Genomic DNA, 17,938 nt, shown 5'->3' with positions numbered 1-17,938 from the left:
GCCGCATGATGACAGCCGTCTACCGCTGGTTCGAAAACTGGGTCTATCCGTTCAGGGAGCCGGCGCATCTTCGGCCACCGGCCAGCGTCGCCGGCTTCCTCTGGCACTATGTCGGCCAGGCGAAGTTCGCCTTCTTCGCCATGCTGGTCGTCGGCGGCATCGCGCCGCTGGTCGAGGCCGGGCTGTTCTATTTCGTCGGGCGGCTGGTCGATATTCTCGATCAATTGCCCGGCGAGCGGAGCTGGCATGCATTATGGACCGCCGCCGGCCCCGAACTGATGTTCATGGTGGCGGTGGTGCTGGTCCTCCGCACAATGGTCGTGGCCCTCTCGGCGCTGGTCGACGAGCAGACGATCACGCCCGGCTTCTACAATCTGGTGCGCTGGCAGGCGCACCGGCACGTCTCGCGCCAGTCCTACGCCTTCTTCCAGAACGATTTCGCCGGCCGGATCGCGACGAAAGTCTGGCAGGCGGGGCAGGCGACCGGCGACCTGATGGAAAGCTTCATCGAGGTCGTCTGGTTCATGATCGTCTATACGGTGACGACGCTGGCACTGGTCGCAGGACTCGATCTCAGGCTGGCGGCATTGGTGGTGATCTGGATCACCGCTTTCGGCTTTCTGGCCAGGCGCTATCTGCCGGCAATCCGCAAGCACGCCGAAGCGACGGCCGAGGCGGGCTCGATGATCAATGGCCGCATCGTCGATTCCTACTCCAACGTGCAGACGCTGAAACTTTTCGCGGCGGACGGCGACGACCGCTACATCAGGAACGGCTTCGACATCTATCTCGACGCATTGCGCCCCTTCACCCGCCGGTTGACCGGCGTGCGCATGGCGCTGACGACGCTGTCGGGCATCATGATCACGGCGATCGGCTGCTTTGCCGTCTATCTCTGGGTCGAGGGCTCGATCACCGTCGGCGCCGTCGCCTTCACGCTGTCGCTGGTGCTGCGCCTCAACATGCTGCTCGGCCGGCTGATGATGCAGATGAACAGTATCTTGCGAAACCTCGGCGTGCTGGAGAACTCGAAGGCGTTGATCTCGCAGCCGCTGGGGCTCACCGATGCACTGGACGCGAAAGAGCTGGTCGTCACGGGCGGACGCATCGACGTGAAGAATGTCGAGTTCCATTACGGCAAGGGGTTTGGCGTGCTCAACGGCGTCGACCTTGTCGTCAAGCCGGGCGAGAAGGTCGGGCTGGTCGGGCCATCGGGCGCCGGCAAGACGACGTTGGCCAACCTGATCCTGCGCCTCTACGACCTCGAAAGCGGCCGGATCACCATCGACGGCCAGGACGTCTCCGGTGTGACGCAGAATTCGCTGCGCGCCAATATCGGCGTCGTCAGCCAGGACACCGCCCTGTTCCATCGCTCGCTGCGCGACAACATCAAGCTCGGCATGCCCGATACGACCGACGCGGAGGTGATCGCGGCGGCCAAGAAGGCCGAGGCCCACGAATTCATTCTGAGCTTGCGCGACAACAGGGATCGCCAGGGCTACGAAGCCTTTGTCGGCGAACGCGGCGTCAAGCTGTCGGGCGGCCAGCGCCAGCGCGTGGCGATCGCCCGCGTCTTCCTCAAGGACGCGCCGATCCTGATCCTCGACGAGGCGACGTCGGCGCTCGATTCCGACATCGAGGCGGCGATCCAGGAGAATCTGACGCGGCTGATGGAGAACAAGACCGTGATCGCCATCGCGCACCGGCTGTCGACGATCGCGGCTCTTGATCGCCTGGTGGTGCTCGACGGCGGCCGCATCGTCGAGCAAGGCACGCATGACGAGCTGGTGGCGCTCGATGGGCTCTATGCCCGGCTGTGGAAGCGCCAGTCCGGCGGCTTCCTTTATCACGAGGAAAGCGTGCTCGAAGAGACGCGGCCGGCGGAGTAGGCGCATGGCTGGATCGCCAGAGGTCAGCCCGGAGATCGGGCCAGAGCTCGGCCCAGGGGTCGGCTACGCGCTCAAGCGTTTGCGACCAACCGTGGCGGCCTTCGACGCGTTGAAGGACGAGAGCCGGAAGGCTACTGGATGCTGGTACGCCTGGGCGACGGCTGGGCAAGTGGCCGCAACAAGTTCCTGAAGCGAGGGGAGGGACTGTTTGGGATATGGCATGGCCGGGAACTCGCCGGCGTGTGCGGGCTGAACATCGATCCCTATTTCGAGGGCAGGGACCAGGGCCGGGTCCGGCACCTGTTCGTCAGCGCACGCCACCGCCGCAACGGCCTCGGCCGCATGCTGGTCGAGACCGTGATCGATCGGGCCGGCCAATATTTCTCCGTGTTGAACACCCGCGCGCCGCCGGAAGCCTTCGGTTTTTATGAACGGCTTGGCTTTCAGCGCGTGGAAGGCGAAGAATTCGTCACCCACCGCATGGTGTTCGGGAAAGGGAACTGAAATGTCCTTGCGTCCGCCATCTCATCTTGCCGGCGCGTCGGCCGCCGAAGCGGCGTTTGACGCGCTTGGCCATGAAATCCTCGCCGAGAAGGCGGCGGCACTTGGCCGCGCCGGTCAAAAGGTCGAGGAGACGCTGGCCCGGCTAACCAGCAATGCCGACGAGGACATGCGTCCCTTGCTTCTCAAGGAGGCTGCCGCGGCCGTTCACGCCTATTTCATCCAGCGCGAATTGTGCGGCTTTCGAAAGCACGACGCCGTCATCCGCGAATACAACATCCCCAAAGCCGTGCTGGTCAGGCTTGGCGCCATGTAGAGTTGGAACTTGCCGCGCTGATTTCCCTGTGGAAACGCGCCAGGCGGGCGGCAAGCGCTTCGGGATTTTCATCGGCAACGAAGTGTCCGCTGTCGGCTATGATGTCGCCCTCGACATTTGAGAGCCCGGCCGCGCGCAGGCCATCGACATAGTCGCCGATGTCGCCGGACTCGGCCGCACCCCTCAGATACAGCACCGGAACCGCAATCGGCTTCGCGGGCCGCGCGGCATTGGCCTTGGCATCCTCCGGAAAGGCACGATACCAGTCGAACCCCGCCTGGAGGCTTTCCGGCCGGGAATAGGCCTTGGCGTAGATTTCCCTGGCGTCGTCAGGGATCGAGGCTCGATCCTTCGAAAGCACATTGAAGAAGAAGTCGAAATAAGCGCTCTGATGGCCTGACCAGCGTTTCCGGCAAGGCTGGAATAGCGTGAAAGGCGAAATGCCAGATTTGCGGATTGCGAATGACCTTCTCCCACGGAGCGACGCCCGGAATGACGACATCCATGATCGCCGCGCCGGAAAGAATCTCAGGATGGTCGCTCAACAAGGCAAATACGATCTGGCCGCCGACATCGTGGCCGGCGGCCACGAGCTGGCGCAGCCCGCAAGTCTCTGCGACGCCTCTCATCAGCCTCGCCAAGGTTCTCTTGTCACCAGCCTCGGGTACGCCTTGCGAGCCGCCGATGCAGGGCAGGTCAGGGGCGACGACCCGGTAGTCGGCCGCCAACCGGCCGATCACCCGCTCGAAGGCGTAGGAGCTTTGCGGCCATCCGTGCAGCAGAAGGAAAGCCGGCGCACCAGCGGGGCCTGCCTCGCGGGTCGCAATGCTCAGCCCTTCGATTTCGATGGTCGAGGTTTGCATATCCTGGCTCTGGCGGCTCTCTGGTTGGCGCCTATGCCGTTGATCTAGGCGCCAACCGGGACGCCGCCAGGGCTATGCAGGAATTACTCCAGCCATTCCGTGATGAAGCTACCGTTTTCGTGGATGTCGGTCGTTTCCAGCGGACCTGGACCGAGATTGGTGAATTTGTGCGGCGTGTGCGGCGGCACGATGACGATCTGCCCCGCCGAGGCCTCGATCTCCTGGTCGCCGACCGTGAACAGGCCGGTTCCCTCGCGAATGATGAAGATCTCCGCATAGGGATGAGCGTGCAGCCGCGGGCCGCCCCCGACATCGGGCAAGTAATTGAAGATCAGGCAGGAGTTGGAGCCGTAGACGCCGCCTTGCAGTTCGCCCTTCCAGTGGTTGGAACGAACAGACCATTCCTCGCGATCGATGACATGCACCATGGCAGGGAAAATAGATCACTCGGGCAGCCTATGTCGAGGCAAACAACGATGCCGGATTTGCGGTTGTTTCCCGGTTGTTTAGCCGCCTTTTGCGGCCATTCGCCGCCTTGCCGCGCGACAGCGGATTTTGTCCCCGCGACAATCTGCCCTTGTGCCTTGACCCGTCTGGACAAAAACGGGCTTCACGCATAAACCGAAGTCCAAATGCCGGAGGAATTCGCTAGCCTGTTCGCCATGCGCTGTCGGGTTGGCGTGATTGAGCGGGGAACAAGGCTCAGCCACCGGCGCGGAAGAGGCGAAAGGATCAGGCACCCGTGAGCGCAACCGACATCCACGATCCCAACCGTCGAGATTTTCTCTACGTCGCCACCGGCATGGCCGCTGTGGTCGGCGCCGGTGCCGTCGCCTGGCCGTTCATCGACCAGATGCGCCCCGACGCCTCGACGCTGGCGCTCGCTTCGGTCGAGGTCGATGTCTCCTCGCTGACGCCCGGCAGCTCGCTGATCGTCAAGTGGCGCGGCAAGCCGGTCGTGGTGCGCAACCGCACCGAGAAGGAAATGAAGGACGGCGAGGCCGTCAGCCTCTCCGATCTCAAGGATCCGATCGCCCGCAACGCCAATTTGCCATCCGATGCGCCGGCGACTGACGCCAACCGCACCACGCCCGGCAAGGAAGCCTGGATGGTTATGGTTCAGGTCTGCACCCATCTGGGCTGCATTCCGCTCGGCCAGGAAGGCGATTTCGGCGGCTGGTTCTGCCCGTGCCATGGCTCGCAATACGACACTGCCGGCCGCATCCGCAAAGGCCCGGCACCGGAGAACATGGCGATTCCGGTATTCAAGTTCATTTCCGATACCAAACTCCTTATCGGTTGAGGCAGGGGATATTTCGATGAGCGAGGGACACTCGACCTATACGCCGAAGACCGGTATCGAACGCTGGTTCGACGCCCGCATGCCGCTGCCCAGGATGGTCTATGACAGCTTCATCGCCTATCCGGTGCCGCGCAACCTGAACTATATGTGGACTTTCGGCGGCATACTGGCGATCATGCTGGTGGCGCAGATCCTGACCGGCATCGTCCTGGCCATGCACTATACGGCCGACACCAATCTCGCCTTCGGTTCTGTCGAGAAGATCATGCGCGACGTGAATTCCGGATGGCTCCTGCGTTACATGCACGCCAACGGCGCCTCGTTCTTCTTCATCGCCGTCTACCTGCACATCTTCCGCGGTCTCTATTACGGCTCCTACAAGGCGCCTCGCGAACTGCTGTGGATCCTGGGCTGCATCATCTATCTCCTGATGATGGCGACGGGCTTCATGGGCTATGTGCTGCCATGGGGGCAGATGAGCTTCTGGGGCGCTACCGTCATCACCGGCTTCTTCAGCGCCATCCCGCTGGTCGGCGACTGGATCCAGCAACTGCTGCTCGGCGGCTTCGCCGTCGACAATCCGACGCTCAACCGCTTCTTCGCGCTGCATTACCTGCTGCCGTTCATGATTGCCGGCGTCGTCGTGCTGCACGTCTGGGCGCTGCATGTCGTCGGCCAGTCGAACCCGACCGGCATCGAGGTCAAGTCGAAGACCGATACCGTCGCCTTCACACCCTACGCGACCATCAAGGACGCGTTCGGCATGATCGTGTTCCTGTTCGTCTTCGCCTACTTCGTCTTCTACCTGCCGAACTATCTCGGCCATCCGGACAACTACACGGTCGCCAACCCGCTGAAGACGCCGGCCCATATCGTGCCGGAATGGTACTTCCTGCCGTTCTACGCGATCCTGCGCGCCATCACCTTCAACATCGGGCCGATCAATTCCAAGCTCGGCGGCGTGCTGTGCATGTTCGGCGCCATCGTCATGCTGTTCCTGGTGCCGTGGCTCGACACTTCCAAGGTGCGCTCGGCGGTCTACCGGCCCTGGTACAAGCTGTTCTTCTGGCTGTTCGTGGCCGATGCCATCCTGCTGGGCTGGCTGGGCTCGCAGCCGGCGGAAGGTAGCTATGTGTTCATGGCGCAGATGGCGACGCTGTTCTACTTCGCCTTCTTCCTGGTCGCGCTGCCCGTGCTCGGCTTGATCGAGACTCCGCGCAGGCTGCCGAACTCGATCACCGAGGCGGTGCTCGAAAAGAACAAGGGTGGCGGCGGACATCCGGCGGGCGCCACGGCAGCACCCGAGACCAAGGGCTGAGCGGTAGAGAATCTAAGGGGATTTGGCATGAAGAAGATTCTCACCTCGCTGGCGCTGGTCGGCCTTGTGGCCGCCGGCACTGGGGTTGCAGGCACTTGGGCGTTCGCGGCCGAAGAAGCGCACAACGCGGCGGCACCCACGCATTTCCCGATCAACGAGCCGAAGGAAATGAGCTGGAGCTTCACCGGCCCGTTCGGCACCTATGACAAGGCGCAGCTGCAGCGCGGCCTGAAGGTCTACAAGGAAGTCTGCTCGGCCTGTCATTCGATGAACCTGGTGGCGTTCCGCACGCTGTCGGACCTCGGCTATAGCGACGCGCAGATCAAGACGCTGTCAGCAGAATACACCATCCACGACGGCCCCAACGATGCCGGTGACATGTTCGACCGTCCCGGCAAGCCGTCCGACCATTTCCCGGCGCCCTTCGCCAATGAGGAAGCCGCCGCTGCGTCCAATGGCGGCGCGGCGCCGCCCGACATGTCCCTGCTGGCCAAGGCGCGCGGCGTCGAGCGCGGCTTCCCGCAGTTCGTCTTCGACATCTTCACCCAGTATGATGCGGGTGGTCCTGACTACATCCATTCGCTGCTGACAGGCTACGACCAGACGCCGCCCGCCGGCATGGTCATCCCGGAAGGCACCCACTACAATCCGTACTTCATGTCCGGCGTGTCGCTGAAGATGCCCAAGCCGCTCTCCGACGGCCAGGTGACCTATGACGACGGCTCGCCGCAGACGATCGACCAGTATTCCCGCGACGTGGCTGCCTTCCTGACATGGGCGGCCGAGCCACACATGGAAGACCGCAAGAAGATGGGCTTCCGCGTGCTGGTGTTCCTGCTTCTGTTCGGCGCCCTTGTCTACCTGACCAAGCGTAAGGTGTGGGAAGCCGTCGCCCACTAAGCGATGCCATAGTCTGGAATTCAAAAGGGGCGCCGCGAGGTGCCCTTTTCTGCTTTTGGGGTGGATAGCTCAGGCCACGCCTCGGCGGTGTCACATGGCCGTCATCGCACATCGCGATCCTGCGGTGCTCTCATCAAAGGATCACGCCCATGAAAAGATACGCATCGCTTGCGGCAGGCCTGCTGCTGCTCGTCGTTGGTTCCGCGGCCCGCGCCGAAGACGCAAAACCCTTCATCACCAACAAGGATGTCGACCTGACGATGATCCTGCCGCCGCCCCCGGCCAATGATTCGGCCGAGACCAAGGCCGAGCTTGGCGAGGTGCTGACCATGCAAGTCACGCGCACACCCGAAATGGAAGCCCGCGCCATCGCCGATGCCGAGGAAAACGTCTGGCGTTTCGCCGATGTCATGGGGCCGAATTTCAACAAGGACAAGCTGCCGAAATTCAGCGCCTTCTTCGATCGTGTGGTGGAGACCGAAGGCGCCGTCGTCGATCCGGCCAAGGACGTCTGGAAGCGTCCGCGTCCGCACCAGCTCAGCGATCTCGTCAAGCCGGTGGTCAAGCTCTCGAGCTCCGGTTCCTGGCCGTCCGGCCATGCCACCGTCGGCACGATGATGGGCATCATCTTGTCCGACATGGTTCCGGAAAAGCGCGCCCAGATCATGGCGCGCGCGGCCGAGTTCGCCCACAACCGAATTGTCGGCGGCATTCACTTTCCGTCCGATGTCGAGATGGGCAAGATTTCCGGCAGCGTCATCGCCGCGGTCCTGCTCAACCGCGACGAGTTCACGGCCGAGTACGAAGTGGCCAGGGCGGAGCTTCGCTCCGATCTCGGCATGTAGGACTGGCCGGTAGCCATTTGTCCGAGCGGGGCGCCTTCGGGCGCCCCTTTTTCGTGTCGCCACGGCAAAGAGATCGACTGCGTTTGCTGCCACATCCTTTGCCGGATGTGCTTGTCTCGACCGTCGCATCGCGCTAGCCGTTGTCGGTGGCGCCGGGTTACGATCGGCCCCGCGCCGTTTTGCTTCTGTCAGCTGGATCACCCGGAGCCGCTTCATGAAATCCTCTCTCGAAGACACGCTGCTGGCTTCGATCCGAACCATCCCGGACTATCCCAGGCCCGGCATCCTGTTTCGCGACATCACCACGCTGCTCGGCAACGCACGCGCCTTCCGCCGCGCCATCGACGAGCTGGTGCACCCCTATGCCGGGCAGAAGATCGACAAGATCGCCGGCATCGAGGCGCGCGGTTTCATCCTTGGCGGCGCCGTAGCCCACCAGCTCTCGGCCGGCTTCGTGCCGATCCGCAAGAAGGGCAAGCTGCCTTACGAGACCGTGCGCGTCGCCTACAGCCTGGAATATGGGCTGGATGAGATGGAGATGCACAAGGACGGCGTCGCGCCCGGCGAGAAGGTCATCCTGGTCGACGACCTGATCGCCACCGGCGGCACGGCGGAAGCGGCGGTCAAGCTGCTGCGCCAGATCGGCGCCGACATCCTCGCCGCCTGCTTCGTCATCGACCTGCCGGATCTGGGCGGACGCGCCAAGCTCGAAGCGCTCGGCGTGCCGGTGAGGACGCTGATCGGGTTCGAGGGGCATTGAGCATTTTTCCCTTCTCCCCTTGTGGGAGAAGGGAAAGACACCTCATTCCACCTTCACCAGCACGGCGCTCTCGAATTCCAGCACCTTGGCGCCGGTCGAATCGGAGGCCTCGCAGAGCAGCGCCAGCAACCGCCAGCCGGGACGGGACGCTATGGGGCGGTGGGAAAGCGCCGTGCGTGCGAAGGTGATGGTTTGCCCGGCATGGACGGGCTTTAGCCATTTCAGGTTCTTGAATCCGGGCGAGGGGCCGAATTCGGGCACCGGGCCGTCCCAGCCTTCGGCGTCCAGGCGGGTTTCCAGATTAAGCTTCATCCAGGTGGCCGCGGTGTGCCAGCCGGAGGCGCAGAGCCCGCCAAGCACGCTCTTCCTCGCCGCCTCCTCGTCGATATGGAAGATCTGAGGGTCGTATTTGCGGGCGAACGCCTTGATCGCCTCGGGCTCGAATGTGTGCGAGCCCAGCGTCACCGTGGTGCCGATGCGGAAGAATTCGTCCAATGTCATGACAGGCTCCCAGCGGCATCGCGCGTCAGGAACATGATGGAGTTCTCGAGCTCGAAGACACTTTCGCCGCGCTGGTTGACCAGTTCGCTGCGCATGGTCACGAAGCCGAGTTGCGGCTTCGATTTCGACAGGCGCCTGGCGAGAACCACCAGGTTGCCCCGCAGCGTATCGCCGGCGAGCACCGGCTTCTTCCATTTGACCTGATCGACGCCGGGCGCGCCCTGGCAGGTGGAATCCAGCAGGAAGGCATCGCACAGCATGCGCATGAACATGGCGCAGGTGTGCCAGCCCGAGGCCGAGAGGCCACCGAGGATGCTGGCCTTGCCGGCCTCCTCGTCGAGATGCATCGGCTGAGCGTCGAACTCGCTGGCGAACTCGATGATCTCGGCCGCGCTTACTTTTTTCGCGCCTAGGTCGAACGAGGCCCCCTCGACGAAGTCCTCATACGCCCATGTCTTTCCGGTCATGGTCAGCAATCCGGTTGTAGAATGTGCGATCCCTTTGGATCGGAAAACCCGGATGCAGGCCGCGGGCGGTTTGGTCAAGCCCTTTCTGGTGAGCCAGGCCCAGGCAGCGGGTGTTCAGAGCCAGCCGCGGCGGCGGAAATACCAGAAAGGCAGGATCGCCGAGATCACCATCATGGCAATGGCGAAGGGATAGCCGAACTCCCACTTCAGCTCGGGGATGACATCGAAATTCATGCCGTAGATCGAGGCGACGAGTGTCGGCGGCAGGAAGATGACGGCGGCGACGGAGAAGATCTTGATGATGGCGTTCTGCTCGATCGAGATCATACCGAGCGTGGCGTCGAGCAGGAAGGAGATCTTCTGCGACAGGAAGGTGGCGTGGTCGGCAAGCGACAGCACGTCGCGCGACAGGGTCTTGATGCGGGCGCGGACGTCCTTGCTCATCTTGGTCAGAGTCGCGACATGGGCGAGGAAACCCGCCAGCCGCTGCAGCGAGATCAGGCTGTCGCGGATGGAGGAGGCGATGTCCTCCTTGCGGCCGATGGCCTTCAGCAGTTCCTGGAAGTCGCGGTTGCGCTTCGACACCTTGGTCGAGCGCGCCTCGAAGATGTCGCGCGAAATCACTTCGACATCGCGGCCGGCGCGCTCGAGGATGTCGGCGAGGCGGTCGACGATCGCCTCCAGCAGGCCGATCAGGATGGTGTCGCCGCTGCTGCAGCCGGTCGCCACCTTCTCGGCGCGCAGCGGGAAGGTCTTGAACGCCTTCGGTTCGTGATAGCGTACGGTGATCAGCCTGGCGCCGGCGAGCACGAAGGTGACCGGCGACATCAGGGGATCGTCGACCTCGGTCTGCGCGGGCAAGGTGGCGGTCATGAAGTAGGCGCCGTCCTCGATATAGAGGCGGCTTGAAATCTCGATCTCCTCCATCTCCTCGCGGGTCGGGATGGCGATGCCGAGCCAGCTTTCGATGGTGGCCTCTTCCTCCTTGGTCGGATTGACGAGATCGGCCCAGACGACCTTGTCGCCATTGACCAGCAGGTCGTCGGTGAGGCGCAGGCGATCATTGTCGACGACGAAGGCCTTGATCATCGCCGAATCTCCCTGCCAGAGCCGCGTTGAGGTTACGCATCGTGTCGGATTGCACGGTTTTTCGTCGCACGCCGACCGTGTGGCTGCCGCTTAGACCCGCGGCATGACAAAATCAAGACAAGCCGAGCAGGGCCGGCTGGCATCGGCCACTCAGAAAAATTCGTCGAGGAGCCGGTGGTACGAAAGCTTCGTCGGCTCTACTTCCGCCCAGACATTGTCGACTGGGCAGGAGGGTCACGTGTTGAACTTGAACAGCATGATGTCGCCGTCCTGGACGACATATTCCTTGCCTTCATCGCGCGCCTTGCCGGCTTCCTTGGCCGCCACTTCCCCGCCCAGCGTGACAAAGTCGTTGTAGGCGATGGTCTGGGCGCGGATGAAGCCGCGCTCGAAATCGGTGTGGATGACGCCAGCCGCCTGAGGGGCCTTGTCGCCCTTGTGCACGGTCCAGGCGCGCGTCTCCTTCGGCCCAACGGTAAAATAGGTGATGAGGTGCAACAGGTCGTAGCCGGCGCGGATCACCTTGTTCAGGCCGGGCTCGTCGAGGCCGAGCGAGGATAGGAATTCCATTTCCTCCTCGTCGGAAAGCTGGGCGACTTCCGCCTCGATCGCCGCCGAGATCACTACGGTGCCGGCGCCCTGCGCGGCGGCCATTTTCTCCACAGCCTTTGTGTGCTCGTTGCCGGTCGCGGCATCGGCCTCGGCGACGTTGCAGACATAGAGCACGGGATGCGAGGTGAGTAGGTTCAGCCCCTGCAGGATGCGCAAATCTTCGGCCGAAATACCCTTGAGCAGGATGCGGGTCGGCTTGCCGGCTTGCAGCAACTCGAGCGCTGCCTCCATCATCGGCAGCACGGCGGTGGCTTCCTTGTCCTTGCTGCCGGCGCGCTTGCGGAATTGCACGATGCGGCGCTCGAGGCTGTCGAGGTCGGCAAGCATCAGCTCGGTCTCGACCGTCTCGGCGTCGGCGACGGGGTCGATGCGGCCCTCGACATGGGTGATGTCGTCATCCTCGAAGCAGCGCAGCACGTGGACGATGGCGTCGACCTCGCGGATGTTGGCGAGGAACTGGTTCCCCAGCCCTTCGCCCTTGGAGGCGCCGCGCACCAGGCCGGCAATATCGACGAAGGAGATGCGAGTCGGGATGATCTCCTTCGACTTGCCGATCGCGGCGATCTTCTGCAGGCGCGGGTCCGGCACCGCCACCTCGCCGGTGTTCGGTTCGATGGTGCAGAACGGATAGTTGGCGGCCTGTGCGGCGGCCGTCCTCGTCAGCGCGTTGAAGAGCGTCGACTTGCCGACATTGGGCAAGCCAACGATGCCGCATTTGAAACCCATTTTGTCCGGTCCTATCGGGAAAAGCGAAATTTGATGAGGGCTATGGGCGATAGGGGTTGGGAACGTCAAGCCCTGTAACGCCGATGGTCCCGCGGCTCAGTCCTTGTTGCCGAACAGTTTCTTCAGCATCGCCGCCATCGGGCCGGTCTCGGGCAACTTGGCGGGCGCCTGCTGGGGGCGGGCCTGGCGGACATGGCTTTGCTGTTTCGGAGCCTGTTTTTGCGCCGGCTTTTCCGGTTCGGCGCCCGCCTTGCCCTGTACGGCAAGGGCGGCCTTGTTCATGAAGCCGGATTCGTCGCCCTTGACGATCATGGCAGCGTTGTCGGCGATCGCGTCGAGCAACGGGTCGAGCCAGTCGCGGTCGGCCTTGGCGAAATCGCCGAGCACATGATGCTGGACCATTTCCTTGACGCCGGGATGGCCGACGCCGATGCGCACGCGGCGATAGGCGTTGCCGACATGGCCATCGATCGAGCGGATGCCGTTGTGGCCGCCGGCACCGCCGCCGGTCTTGATGCGCAGCTTGCCTTCGGCAAGATCGATCTCGTCATAGAAGACGGTGAGGGCGGAAAGGTCGAGCTTGTAGAAGCGCAGCGCTTCGCCGACCGACTGGCCGGACAGGTTCATGAAGGTTTGCGGCTTGATCAGGATGATCTTTTCACCGCCGAGCGTGCCCTCGGCGATCAGGCCCTGGAACTTCTTCGACCAGGGCGAAAAGGAATGGCGGCGGGCGATAGCGTCCGCCGCCATGAAGCCGACATTGTGCCGGTTTTCAGCATATTTCGCGCCCGGATTGCCGAGGCCTGCAAAGACAAGCGCCGTCTTCCCTGGCATCGTCTGCTCCGGGCGTGAAAGAGTTACTTCTCTTCGGCGGCAGGAGCCGCTTCGGGGGCCGCAACCTCAGCCGTCTCTTCAGTCTCCGGCTTCATCGCCGCCGAACCGGCAATGGTCGCGATGGTGAAGTCGCGATCGGAGATGACCGGCTTGACGCCAGCCGGCAGCTTGACCGCCGAGATATGGATCGAATCGCCGATGTCGGCGCCGGTGAGATCGACGGTGATGAATTCCGGGATCGCATTGGCCGGGCAGTGGAACTCGACCTCGTGACGCACGATGTTGAGCACGCCGCCGCGCTTGATGCCGGGCGACTTGTCTTCATTGATGAAGTGGACAGGCACGTCGACATTGACTTCCGTGTCCTTGCCGATGCGCAGGAAATCCACATGCATCGGGAAGTCCTTGACCGGGTCGAGCTGGAAGTCCTTCGGCAGGACCTGGATCTTCTTGCCGTCGACATCGATCGTGGCGACCGTGGTCAGGAACCCGCCGCCATGGATCTTGTAGAAGATGTCCTTGTAGGTGAGCGCGATCGCCAGGGGAGGCTGCTTGTCACCGTAAATTACTGCAGGCACTTTACCGTTGCGGCGAACTGCTCGGGCGGACCCCTTACCGACCTGTTCGCGCGCTTCGGCCTTGAGCTCGTAAGTATCGTGGCTCATGGCTTTTCCTTTCGCGTGTTATGGAGCGCCTACGGTTGGCGATGTGCCAGGCCGTAAACGTCGAAAGCCGCCGGACCTCGATGTCCGAATGCCGGAAACCGCAGCGAGCGGATCTTTGTTCGGGATCACAAGGGGAAGGCAGCCTTCCGCCGCGTTGCCTCCAAGGGTGTCTACGCGGGTGGCGGCTCTATAGCGGAAGGTGGTCCCAGGTGCAAGCGGCGGCCGAAGAGCCGTCGCTACCGGTCGCCGCTCAACGCATCGCGCAGTGCCTGGACCTGCCGGTTCAGGGCGTCGAGTTCGGCCAGCGTCATGCCCGAGCGCTCGATCAGGGTCTCGTTCAGGCAGTTGCACTGGACGAGCAGCTTGCGGCCGGCGGATGTCAGGTCGACCTGTACCTGGCGCTCGTCGGCCTGATTGCGCTGGCGGGTCACCAGGCCAGCCTGTTCCATACGCTTGACCAGCGGCGTGACAGTGCTCGATTCCAGAGCGAGCCTGTGCGCGATCGCGCCGACCGACATGCCGTCGGCTTCGTCCAACGCGTTGAGCACGAGATATTGCGGATAGGTGATGCCCATCTCGTCCAGCATCGGCTTGTAGGTGCGGTTGATCGCCATGCTGGTGGCGTAGAGCGTGAAACAGAGCTGATTGTCCAACGGGAGAGGCACGACGCAGTCCTTTGCCGATTAAGCGCCTCAAGTATGTACCACGAGAAATGATATCGCGATATATATTTTTTGTGGACACGGGGATCAAGCTGCGTTAGCGATACCGGTATCGCGATATTGTTTATCGCGACACTAAATTCAACGGAGATTGAGATGACCTCGCAGACCAAATCAGGCTCAGGCAGCGGCACGATCACCACCAAGGACGGCACGCAGATCTATTACAAGGACTGGGGAACCGGTCAGCCTATCGTCTTCCATCACGGCTGGCCGTTGAGCAGCGACGACTGGGACGCCCAGATGCTCTTCTTCCTGGCACAGGGCTACCGCGTCATCGCCCATGACCGCCGCGGCCACGGCCGCTCGACCCAAACAGATGTCGGCAACGAGATGGACACCTACGCCGCCGACGTGGCTGAACTTGCCGCGCATCTCGACCTCAAGGATGCCATCCATGTCGGCCATTCGACCGGCGGCGGCGAAGTGGCGCGCTATGTCGCCCAGTATGGAGCGGGCGGACGCGTCGCCAAGGCAGCGTTGCTCGGCGCGGTGCCGCCGATCATGCTCAAGACGCCGGCCAATCCCGGCGGCCTTCCCATCGAGGTGTTCGACGGCTTCCGCTCCGGCGTCGCCGCCAACCGCGCCCAGCTTTACGTGGACGTTCCCACTGGGCCGTTCTACGGTTTCAACCGTCCAGGCGCCGAGGTTTCGCAAGGTGTCATCGACAACTGGTACCGCCAGGGCATGATGGGCGGCACCAAGGCGCACTATGATTGCATCAAGGCCTTCTCGGAGACCGACTTCACCGAGGACCTCAAGAAGATCGACGTGCCGGTGCTGGTCATGCATGGCGATGACGACCAGATCGTTCCGATCGCCGACTCGGCGCTGTTGACCATCAAGCTGCTCAAGAAGGGCGAGCTCAAGGTCTACAAGGGTTTCCCGCACGGCATGGCCACGACCCACGCCGCAGTCATCAACGCCGACCTGCTGGCCTTCTTCAAGGCCTGAAACCTTCCCGCCTGAACGAAAAAGGCACCCGCGATATGGCGGGTGCCTTTGCCTGGACACAGCCCGGATGATTTAAGCGGCCGCTTGCGCCTTGCGGGCTTGCTTCATGTTGGGCAGGAACACCGTCAGCAGCCCCAGGAACGGCAGGTAGGAGCAGATCTGGAAGACGAAATCGATGCCCTTCATGTCGGCGACGACGCCAAGCACCGCGGCCGCGATGCCGCCGACGCCGAAGGCGAAGCCGAAGAAGATGCCGGCGATCGTGCCGACGCGGCCCGGCACCAGTTCCTGCGCGAAGACGACGATGTTGGAGAAGGCCGACGACAGGATGAGGCCGATCAGCACGGTCAGCACCATCGTCCATTCCAGGTTGGCGTAAGGGAGCGCCAGCGTGAAGGGCAGCACGCCGACGATCGAGAACCAGATCATCGCCTTTTGTCCATAGCGGTCGCCGAACGGACCGCCGAGCAGGATGCCCAGCGCCGAGGAGCCAAGGAAGAGGAACAGCATGACCTGCGACATCTGCACCGAAACGCCGAACTTATGGATGGAGTAGAAGGTGTAGTAGCTGGCGAGGCTGGCGATGTAGGCGTTCTTGGTCAGCACCAGCAAGGTCAGCACCGCCAAGGCCCACATAACTTTGCGGCGCGGGAAGGGCGAGACGAAGCTTGCCGTCTTGCGATTGCCTTGCGCGGCGCGCAGACGGCTGTACCAGCCGCCGACCTGCCACAGGATGACGATGCCGATCAGCGAGCCGACGGCGAACCAGGCGATGCTGGTCTGGCCGAAGGGCACGACGATGAAGGCGGCGAGCAACGGGCCCATGGACTGGCCGAAATTGCCGCCGACCTGGAACAGCGACTGCGCCAGGCCGAACCGGCCGCCGGAAGCGAAGCGGGCGATGCGCGAGGATTCCGGATGGAAGATCGCCGAACCGATGCCGATCAGCGAGGCGCCGATCAGCAGCAGGTAGTAGTGCCCGGCATAGGCCAGCACGACCAGGCCGATCAGCGAGGACGCCATGCCCCAGGGCAGCGAATAAGGCATCGGCCGCTTGTCGGTGACCGCGCCGATGATCGGCTGCAGTAGCGATGCCGTCACCTGGAAGGTGAAGGTCAACAGGCCGATCTGCCAGAAGTCGAGGCCGTAATTGTCTTTCAGAAGCGGATAAATGGCCGATAGCAGCGACTGCATGATGTCGTTGATGCAGTGGCACAGGCTCACCGCCAGGATGACGGTGAAGGCCGTCGCCTGGGCTGAAGCGTGACTGGCGGTCGCAGGCGGCGCGACGCTGGTGGCTGTCGTATCGGTCAAGATAGGCTCCGTAGTCTTTTTGGCGGGTTGTTCCCGCAGGCGACGTGGCGGGCGCTTCCCGCAGGCAGCCTTATAGTCCGGTTGCCAAGCGACTTCTTTCGTGGTTTGGTCCAATAGTTTCGCAAGTGGGCCATACCGAATGCCAAAAGCCAGGGAGATTTTCGGCGCCGGCCACACCGATCTCGGGCAATTGCACGGGCTGCGTTGGCAGTGGCTCGAGCAGGCGGTCGGGCCGGCGGTGGTGTTGCCGACGGAATATCCGGACGGCTATCGCGTGCCGCACCACCACCACAGCCGCAGCCAGTTGCTGCATGCGCTGGTCGGCGTCGTGCTGGTAACGACGCGGCATGGGCGCTGGATGGTGCCGCCCGACCATGCGATGTGGATTCCGGCCGGTATCGAACATTCCGTCGAGATGCTGGGCGATGTGTCGATGCGCTCGGTCTATGTCATGCCGCAGGCGATCCCGGGCCTGCCGGAGGGCATGCGCGTCGTCGGCATCACCGACCTGATGCACAGCCTGATCGTGGAATCCGAGAAGCTGCCGCAAGGCGGCGAACTGGAGGGACGCGGCGGCCTGATCATGAACCTGCTCCTGCACGAGATCCCGCAATTGCCGGAGCGGCCGCTCGGCCTGCCGTTTCCGTCCGATCCCAAACTGGCGGCGCTCTGCAGGCGTTTCGTCGCCGCACCCTCGCCGCACGCGACGATCGACGAATGGGCCGATACTGTCGGCATGAGCCGGCGCTCCTTCACGCGCGCCTTCCAGCGCCAGACCGGCCTGTCGCTGTCGACGTGGCGCCAGCAGGCCTGCCTGTTCGCGGCCTTGCCGAGGCTCGCCGATGGCGAGCCGATCACCAGGGTGGCGCTCGATCTCGGCTATGACAGCGTGCCGGCCTTCATCACCATGTTCAAGCGCATGCTCGGCTCCTCGCCGCGCGGCTATATGCGCGGCGCGCGCGAAAGCGTCGAAGTTACTCGTCGCCTGACCGGCCAGGTTCGACTGGAAAGCACGGCACCGTAACGGGAGGTGCCGATCTAGAGCAATTTCAGGAGACGCGATTTCCCTGAAGCCAAGATTTGGCCGAATGGTCCCGTTGCCCGCATTGCCGCGGCTCCGAGCGCATATTGAGGATGGAAGGCAAGAGTCCCGGATTGGCACCTACAAGTGCTACCGGGTGCCGGAAGCCCTTTACTGCCAAAAGGGCGAGGCGCCGGTTGCATCCTCGATGGGTCGTCGACAAAGGTGAGGCACCCTATGGCGTCTGGAGACCGTCCAGATACCGCCCTAAAGCCACCCAGCAAAAAGGCGGAAAGCTTAATCAGAAGGAGCAACCCAAGCGGTTCATGCAAACCGCT

At 63.0% G+C, this 17,938-nt stretch carries 21 protein-coding genes; 10 read left to right on the top strand and 11 right to left on the bottom strand.

The genetic code is table 11. From position 1 onward, the window contains the following. Nucleotides 1-5 precede the first annotated feature (5 nt). The 3 genes from EN851_RS10875 to EN851_RS10865 all read left to right on the top strand — a co-directional run bounded on the left by EN851_RS10875 (nt 6) and on the right by EN851_RS10865 (nt 2,706). Complete coding sequence (locus tag EN851_RS10875) at nt 6-1,889, top strand: ABC transporter ATP-binding protein (RefSeq protein WP_135929211.1); 1,884 nt, start codon at nt 6-8, stop codon at nt 1,887-1,889. Nucleotides 1,890-2,027: 138 nt separating this feature from the next. Next, nucleotides 2,028-2,393 carry a GNAT family N-acetyltransferase gene (locus tag EN851_RS37050; RefSeq protein WP_245520727.1) on the top strand — a complete coding sequence of 122 codons (366 nt, stop codon included), beginning with the start codon at nt 2,028-2,030 and terminating at the stop codon, nt 2,391-2,393. Between the two features lies 1 nt (nt 2,394). Then, nucleotides 2,395-2,706, top strand: coding sequence for a DUF6665 family protein (locus EN851_RS10865; RefSeq protein ID WP_135881211.1), 312 nt, complete (start codon nt 2,395-2,397; stop codon nt 2,704-2,706). Here the strand turns inward: EN851_RS10865 and EN851_RS37045 are convergent. The 3 genes from EN851_RS37045 to EN851_RS10855 all read right to left on the bottom strand — a co-directional run bounded on the left by EN851_RS37045 (nt 2,687) and on the right by EN851_RS10855 (nt 3,997). Next, nucleotides 2,687-3,067 (bottom strand): alpha/beta hydrolase, encoded by a 381-nt coding sequence (locus EN851_RS37045; RefSeq protein ID WP_245520726.1) that lies wholly within the window; start codon nt 3,065-3,067, stop codon nt 2,687-2,689. The two genes, EN851_RS10865 and EN851_RS37045, sit on opposite strands and share 20 nt — an antisense overlap. Continuing rightward, on the bottom strand, nt 3,036-3,569 hold the full coding sequence (locus EN851_RS37040; RefSeq protein WP_245520725.1) for an alpha/beta hydrolase: 534 nt from the start codon (nt 3,567-3,569) through the stop codon (nt 3,036-3,038). Before EN851_RS37040 ends, EN851_RS37045 begins: the two co-directional genes overlap by 32 nt. An 83-nt stretch (nt 3,570-3,652) precedes the next feature. Next, nucleotides 3,653-3,997 carry a cupin domain-containing protein gene (locus EN851_RS10855; protein WP_127276062.1) on the bottom strand — a complete coding sequence of 115 codons (345 nt, stop codon included), beginning with the start codon at nt 3,995-3,997 and terminating at the stop codon, nt 3,653-3,655. A 314-nt stretch (nt 3,998-4,311) separates the two neighbouring features. Between EN851_RS10855 and petA the strand changes: the two genes are divergently transcribed. From petA to EN851_RS10830, 5 genes are all read left to right on the top strand, one after another. Next, complete coding sequence (gene petA / locus EN851_RS10850) at nt 4,312-4,872, top strand: ubiquinol-cytochrome c reductase iron-sulfur subunit (RefSeq protein ID WP_127276061.1); 561 nt, start codon at nt 4,312-4,314, stop codon at nt 4,870-4,872. A 16-nt stretch (nt 4,873-4,888) separates the two neighbouring features. Beyond that, nucleotides 4,889-6,190 carry a cytochrome b N-terminal domain-containing protein gene (locus EN851_RS10845; RefSeq protein WP_127276060.1) on the top strand — a complete coding sequence of 434 codons (1,302 nt, stop codon included), beginning with the start codon at nt 4,889-4,891 and terminating at the stop codon, nt 6,188-6,190. Nucleotides 6,191-6,217: 27 nt separating this feature from the next. Then, complete coding sequence (locus EN851_RS10840; protein WP_015316075.1) at nt 6,218-7,090, top strand: cytochrome c1; 873 nt, start codon at nt 6,218-6,220, stop codon at nt 7,088-7,090. A gap of 149 nt (nt 7,091-7,239) precedes the next feature. Continuing rightward, on the top strand, nt 7,240-7,935 hold the full coding sequence (locus EN851_RS10835) for a phosphatase PAP2 family protein (RefSeq protein ID WP_135929210.1): 696 nt from the start codon (nt 7,240-7,242) through the stop codon (nt 7,933-7,935). A gap of 214 nt (nt 7,936-8,149) precedes the next feature. Next, nucleotides 8,150-8,695, top strand: a complete 546-nt coding sequence (locus EN851_RS10830) for an adenine phosphoribosyltransferase (protein WP_027143364.1) — start codon at nt 8,150-8,152, stop codon at nt 8,693-8,695. 42 nt (nt 8,696-8,737) lie between these two features. Here EN851_RS10830 and EN851_RS10825 read toward each other — a convergent pair whose 3' ends face one another. The 7 genes from EN851_RS10825 to EN851_RS10795 all read right to left on the bottom strand — a co-directional run bounded on the left by EN851_RS10825 (nt 8,738) and on the right by EN851_RS10795 (nt 14,254). Next, nucleotides 8,738-9,196: a MaoC family dehydratase gene (locus EN851_RS10825; RefSeq protein ID WP_127276057.1), complete on the bottom strand. Its 459-nt coding sequence runs from the start codon at nt 9,194-9,196 to the stop codon at nt 8,738-8,740. After that, nucleotides 9,193-9,663: a MaoC family dehydratase gene (locus EN851_RS10820; protein ID WP_167531307.1), complete on the bottom strand. Its 471-nt coding sequence runs from the start codon at nt 9,661-9,663 to the stop codon at nt 9,193-9,195. The genes EN851_RS10825 and EN851_RS10820 overlap by 4 nt, the downstream gene beginning before the upstream one ends. Before the next feature lie 114 nt (nt 9,664-9,777). Then, complete coding sequence (corA, locus tag EN851_RS10815) at nt 9,778-10,752, bottom strand: magnesium/cobalt transporter CorA (RefSeq protein WP_135929209.1); 975 nt, start codon at nt 10,750-10,752, stop codon at nt 9,778-9,780. Nucleotides 10,753-10,986: 234 nt separating this feature from the next. Then, entirely contained in the window at nt 10,987-12,090 is a 1,104-nt protein-coding gene (ychF, locus tag EN851_RS10810) for a redox-regulated ATPase YchF (RefSeq protein ID WP_127276055.1), read from the bottom strand. A gap of 96 nt (nt 12,091-12,186) precedes the next feature. After that, complete coding sequence (gene pth / locus EN851_RS10805; RefSeq protein ID WP_127869760.1) at nt 12,187-12,924, bottom strand: aminoacyl-tRNA hydrolase; 738 nt, start codon at nt 12,922-12,924, stop codon at nt 12,187-12,189. A 23-nt stretch (nt 12,925-12,947) separates the two neighbouring features. Beyond that, on the bottom strand, nt 12,948-13,589 hold the full coding sequence (locus EN851_RS10800; RefSeq protein ID WP_135867490.1) for a 50S ribosomal protein L25/general stress protein Ctc: 642 nt from the start codon (nt 13,587-13,589) through the stop codon (nt 12,948-12,950). Nucleotides 13,590-13,825: 236 nt separating this feature from the next. After that, nucleotides 13,826-14,254, bottom strand: a complete 429-nt coding sequence (locus tag EN851_RS10795) for a MarR family transcriptional regulator (RefSeq protein WP_135929208.1) — start codon at nt 14,252-14,254, stop codon at nt 13,826-13,828. 153 nt (nt 14,255-14,407) lie between these two features. Here EN851_RS10795 and EN851_RS10790 point away from each other — a divergent pair, with 153 nt between their 5' ends. Next, a complete protein-coding gene (locus EN851_RS10790) occupies nt 14,408-15,265 on the top strand; it encodes an alpha/beta hydrolase (RefSeq protein ID WP_127278809.1) in 858 nt (285 codons plus the stop codon). A gap of 72 nt (nt 15,266-15,337) precedes the next feature. Here EN851_RS10790 and EN851_RS10785 read toward each other — a convergent pair whose 3' ends face one another. Next, complete coding sequence (locus tag EN851_RS10785; RefSeq protein ID WP_189343780.1) at nt 15,338-16,579, bottom strand: MFS transporter; 1,242 nt, start codon at nt 16,577-16,579, stop codon at nt 15,338-15,340. A 139-nt stretch (nt 16,580-16,718) separates the two neighbouring features. Here EN851_RS10785 and EN851_RS10780 point away from each other — a divergent pair, with 139 nt between their 5' ends. Then, entirely contained in the window at nt 16,719-17,603 is an 885-nt protein-coding gene (locus tag EN851_RS10780) for a helix-turn-helix transcriptional regulator (protein WP_135929207.1), read from the top strand. The last annotated feature ends 335 nt before the right edge of the window (nt 17,604-17,938 follow it).

The sequence above is a fragment of the Mesorhizobium sp. M8A.F.Ca.ET.208.01.1.1 genome, from assembly GCF_004791315.1.
GTDB lineage: Bacteria > Pseudomonadota > Alphaproteobacteria > Rhizobiales > Rhizobiaceae > Mesorhizobium.
The sequence above is the reverse complement of the archived record's forward strand: the minus strand, read 5'-3'. Positions and strand labels throughout refer to the sequence as shown.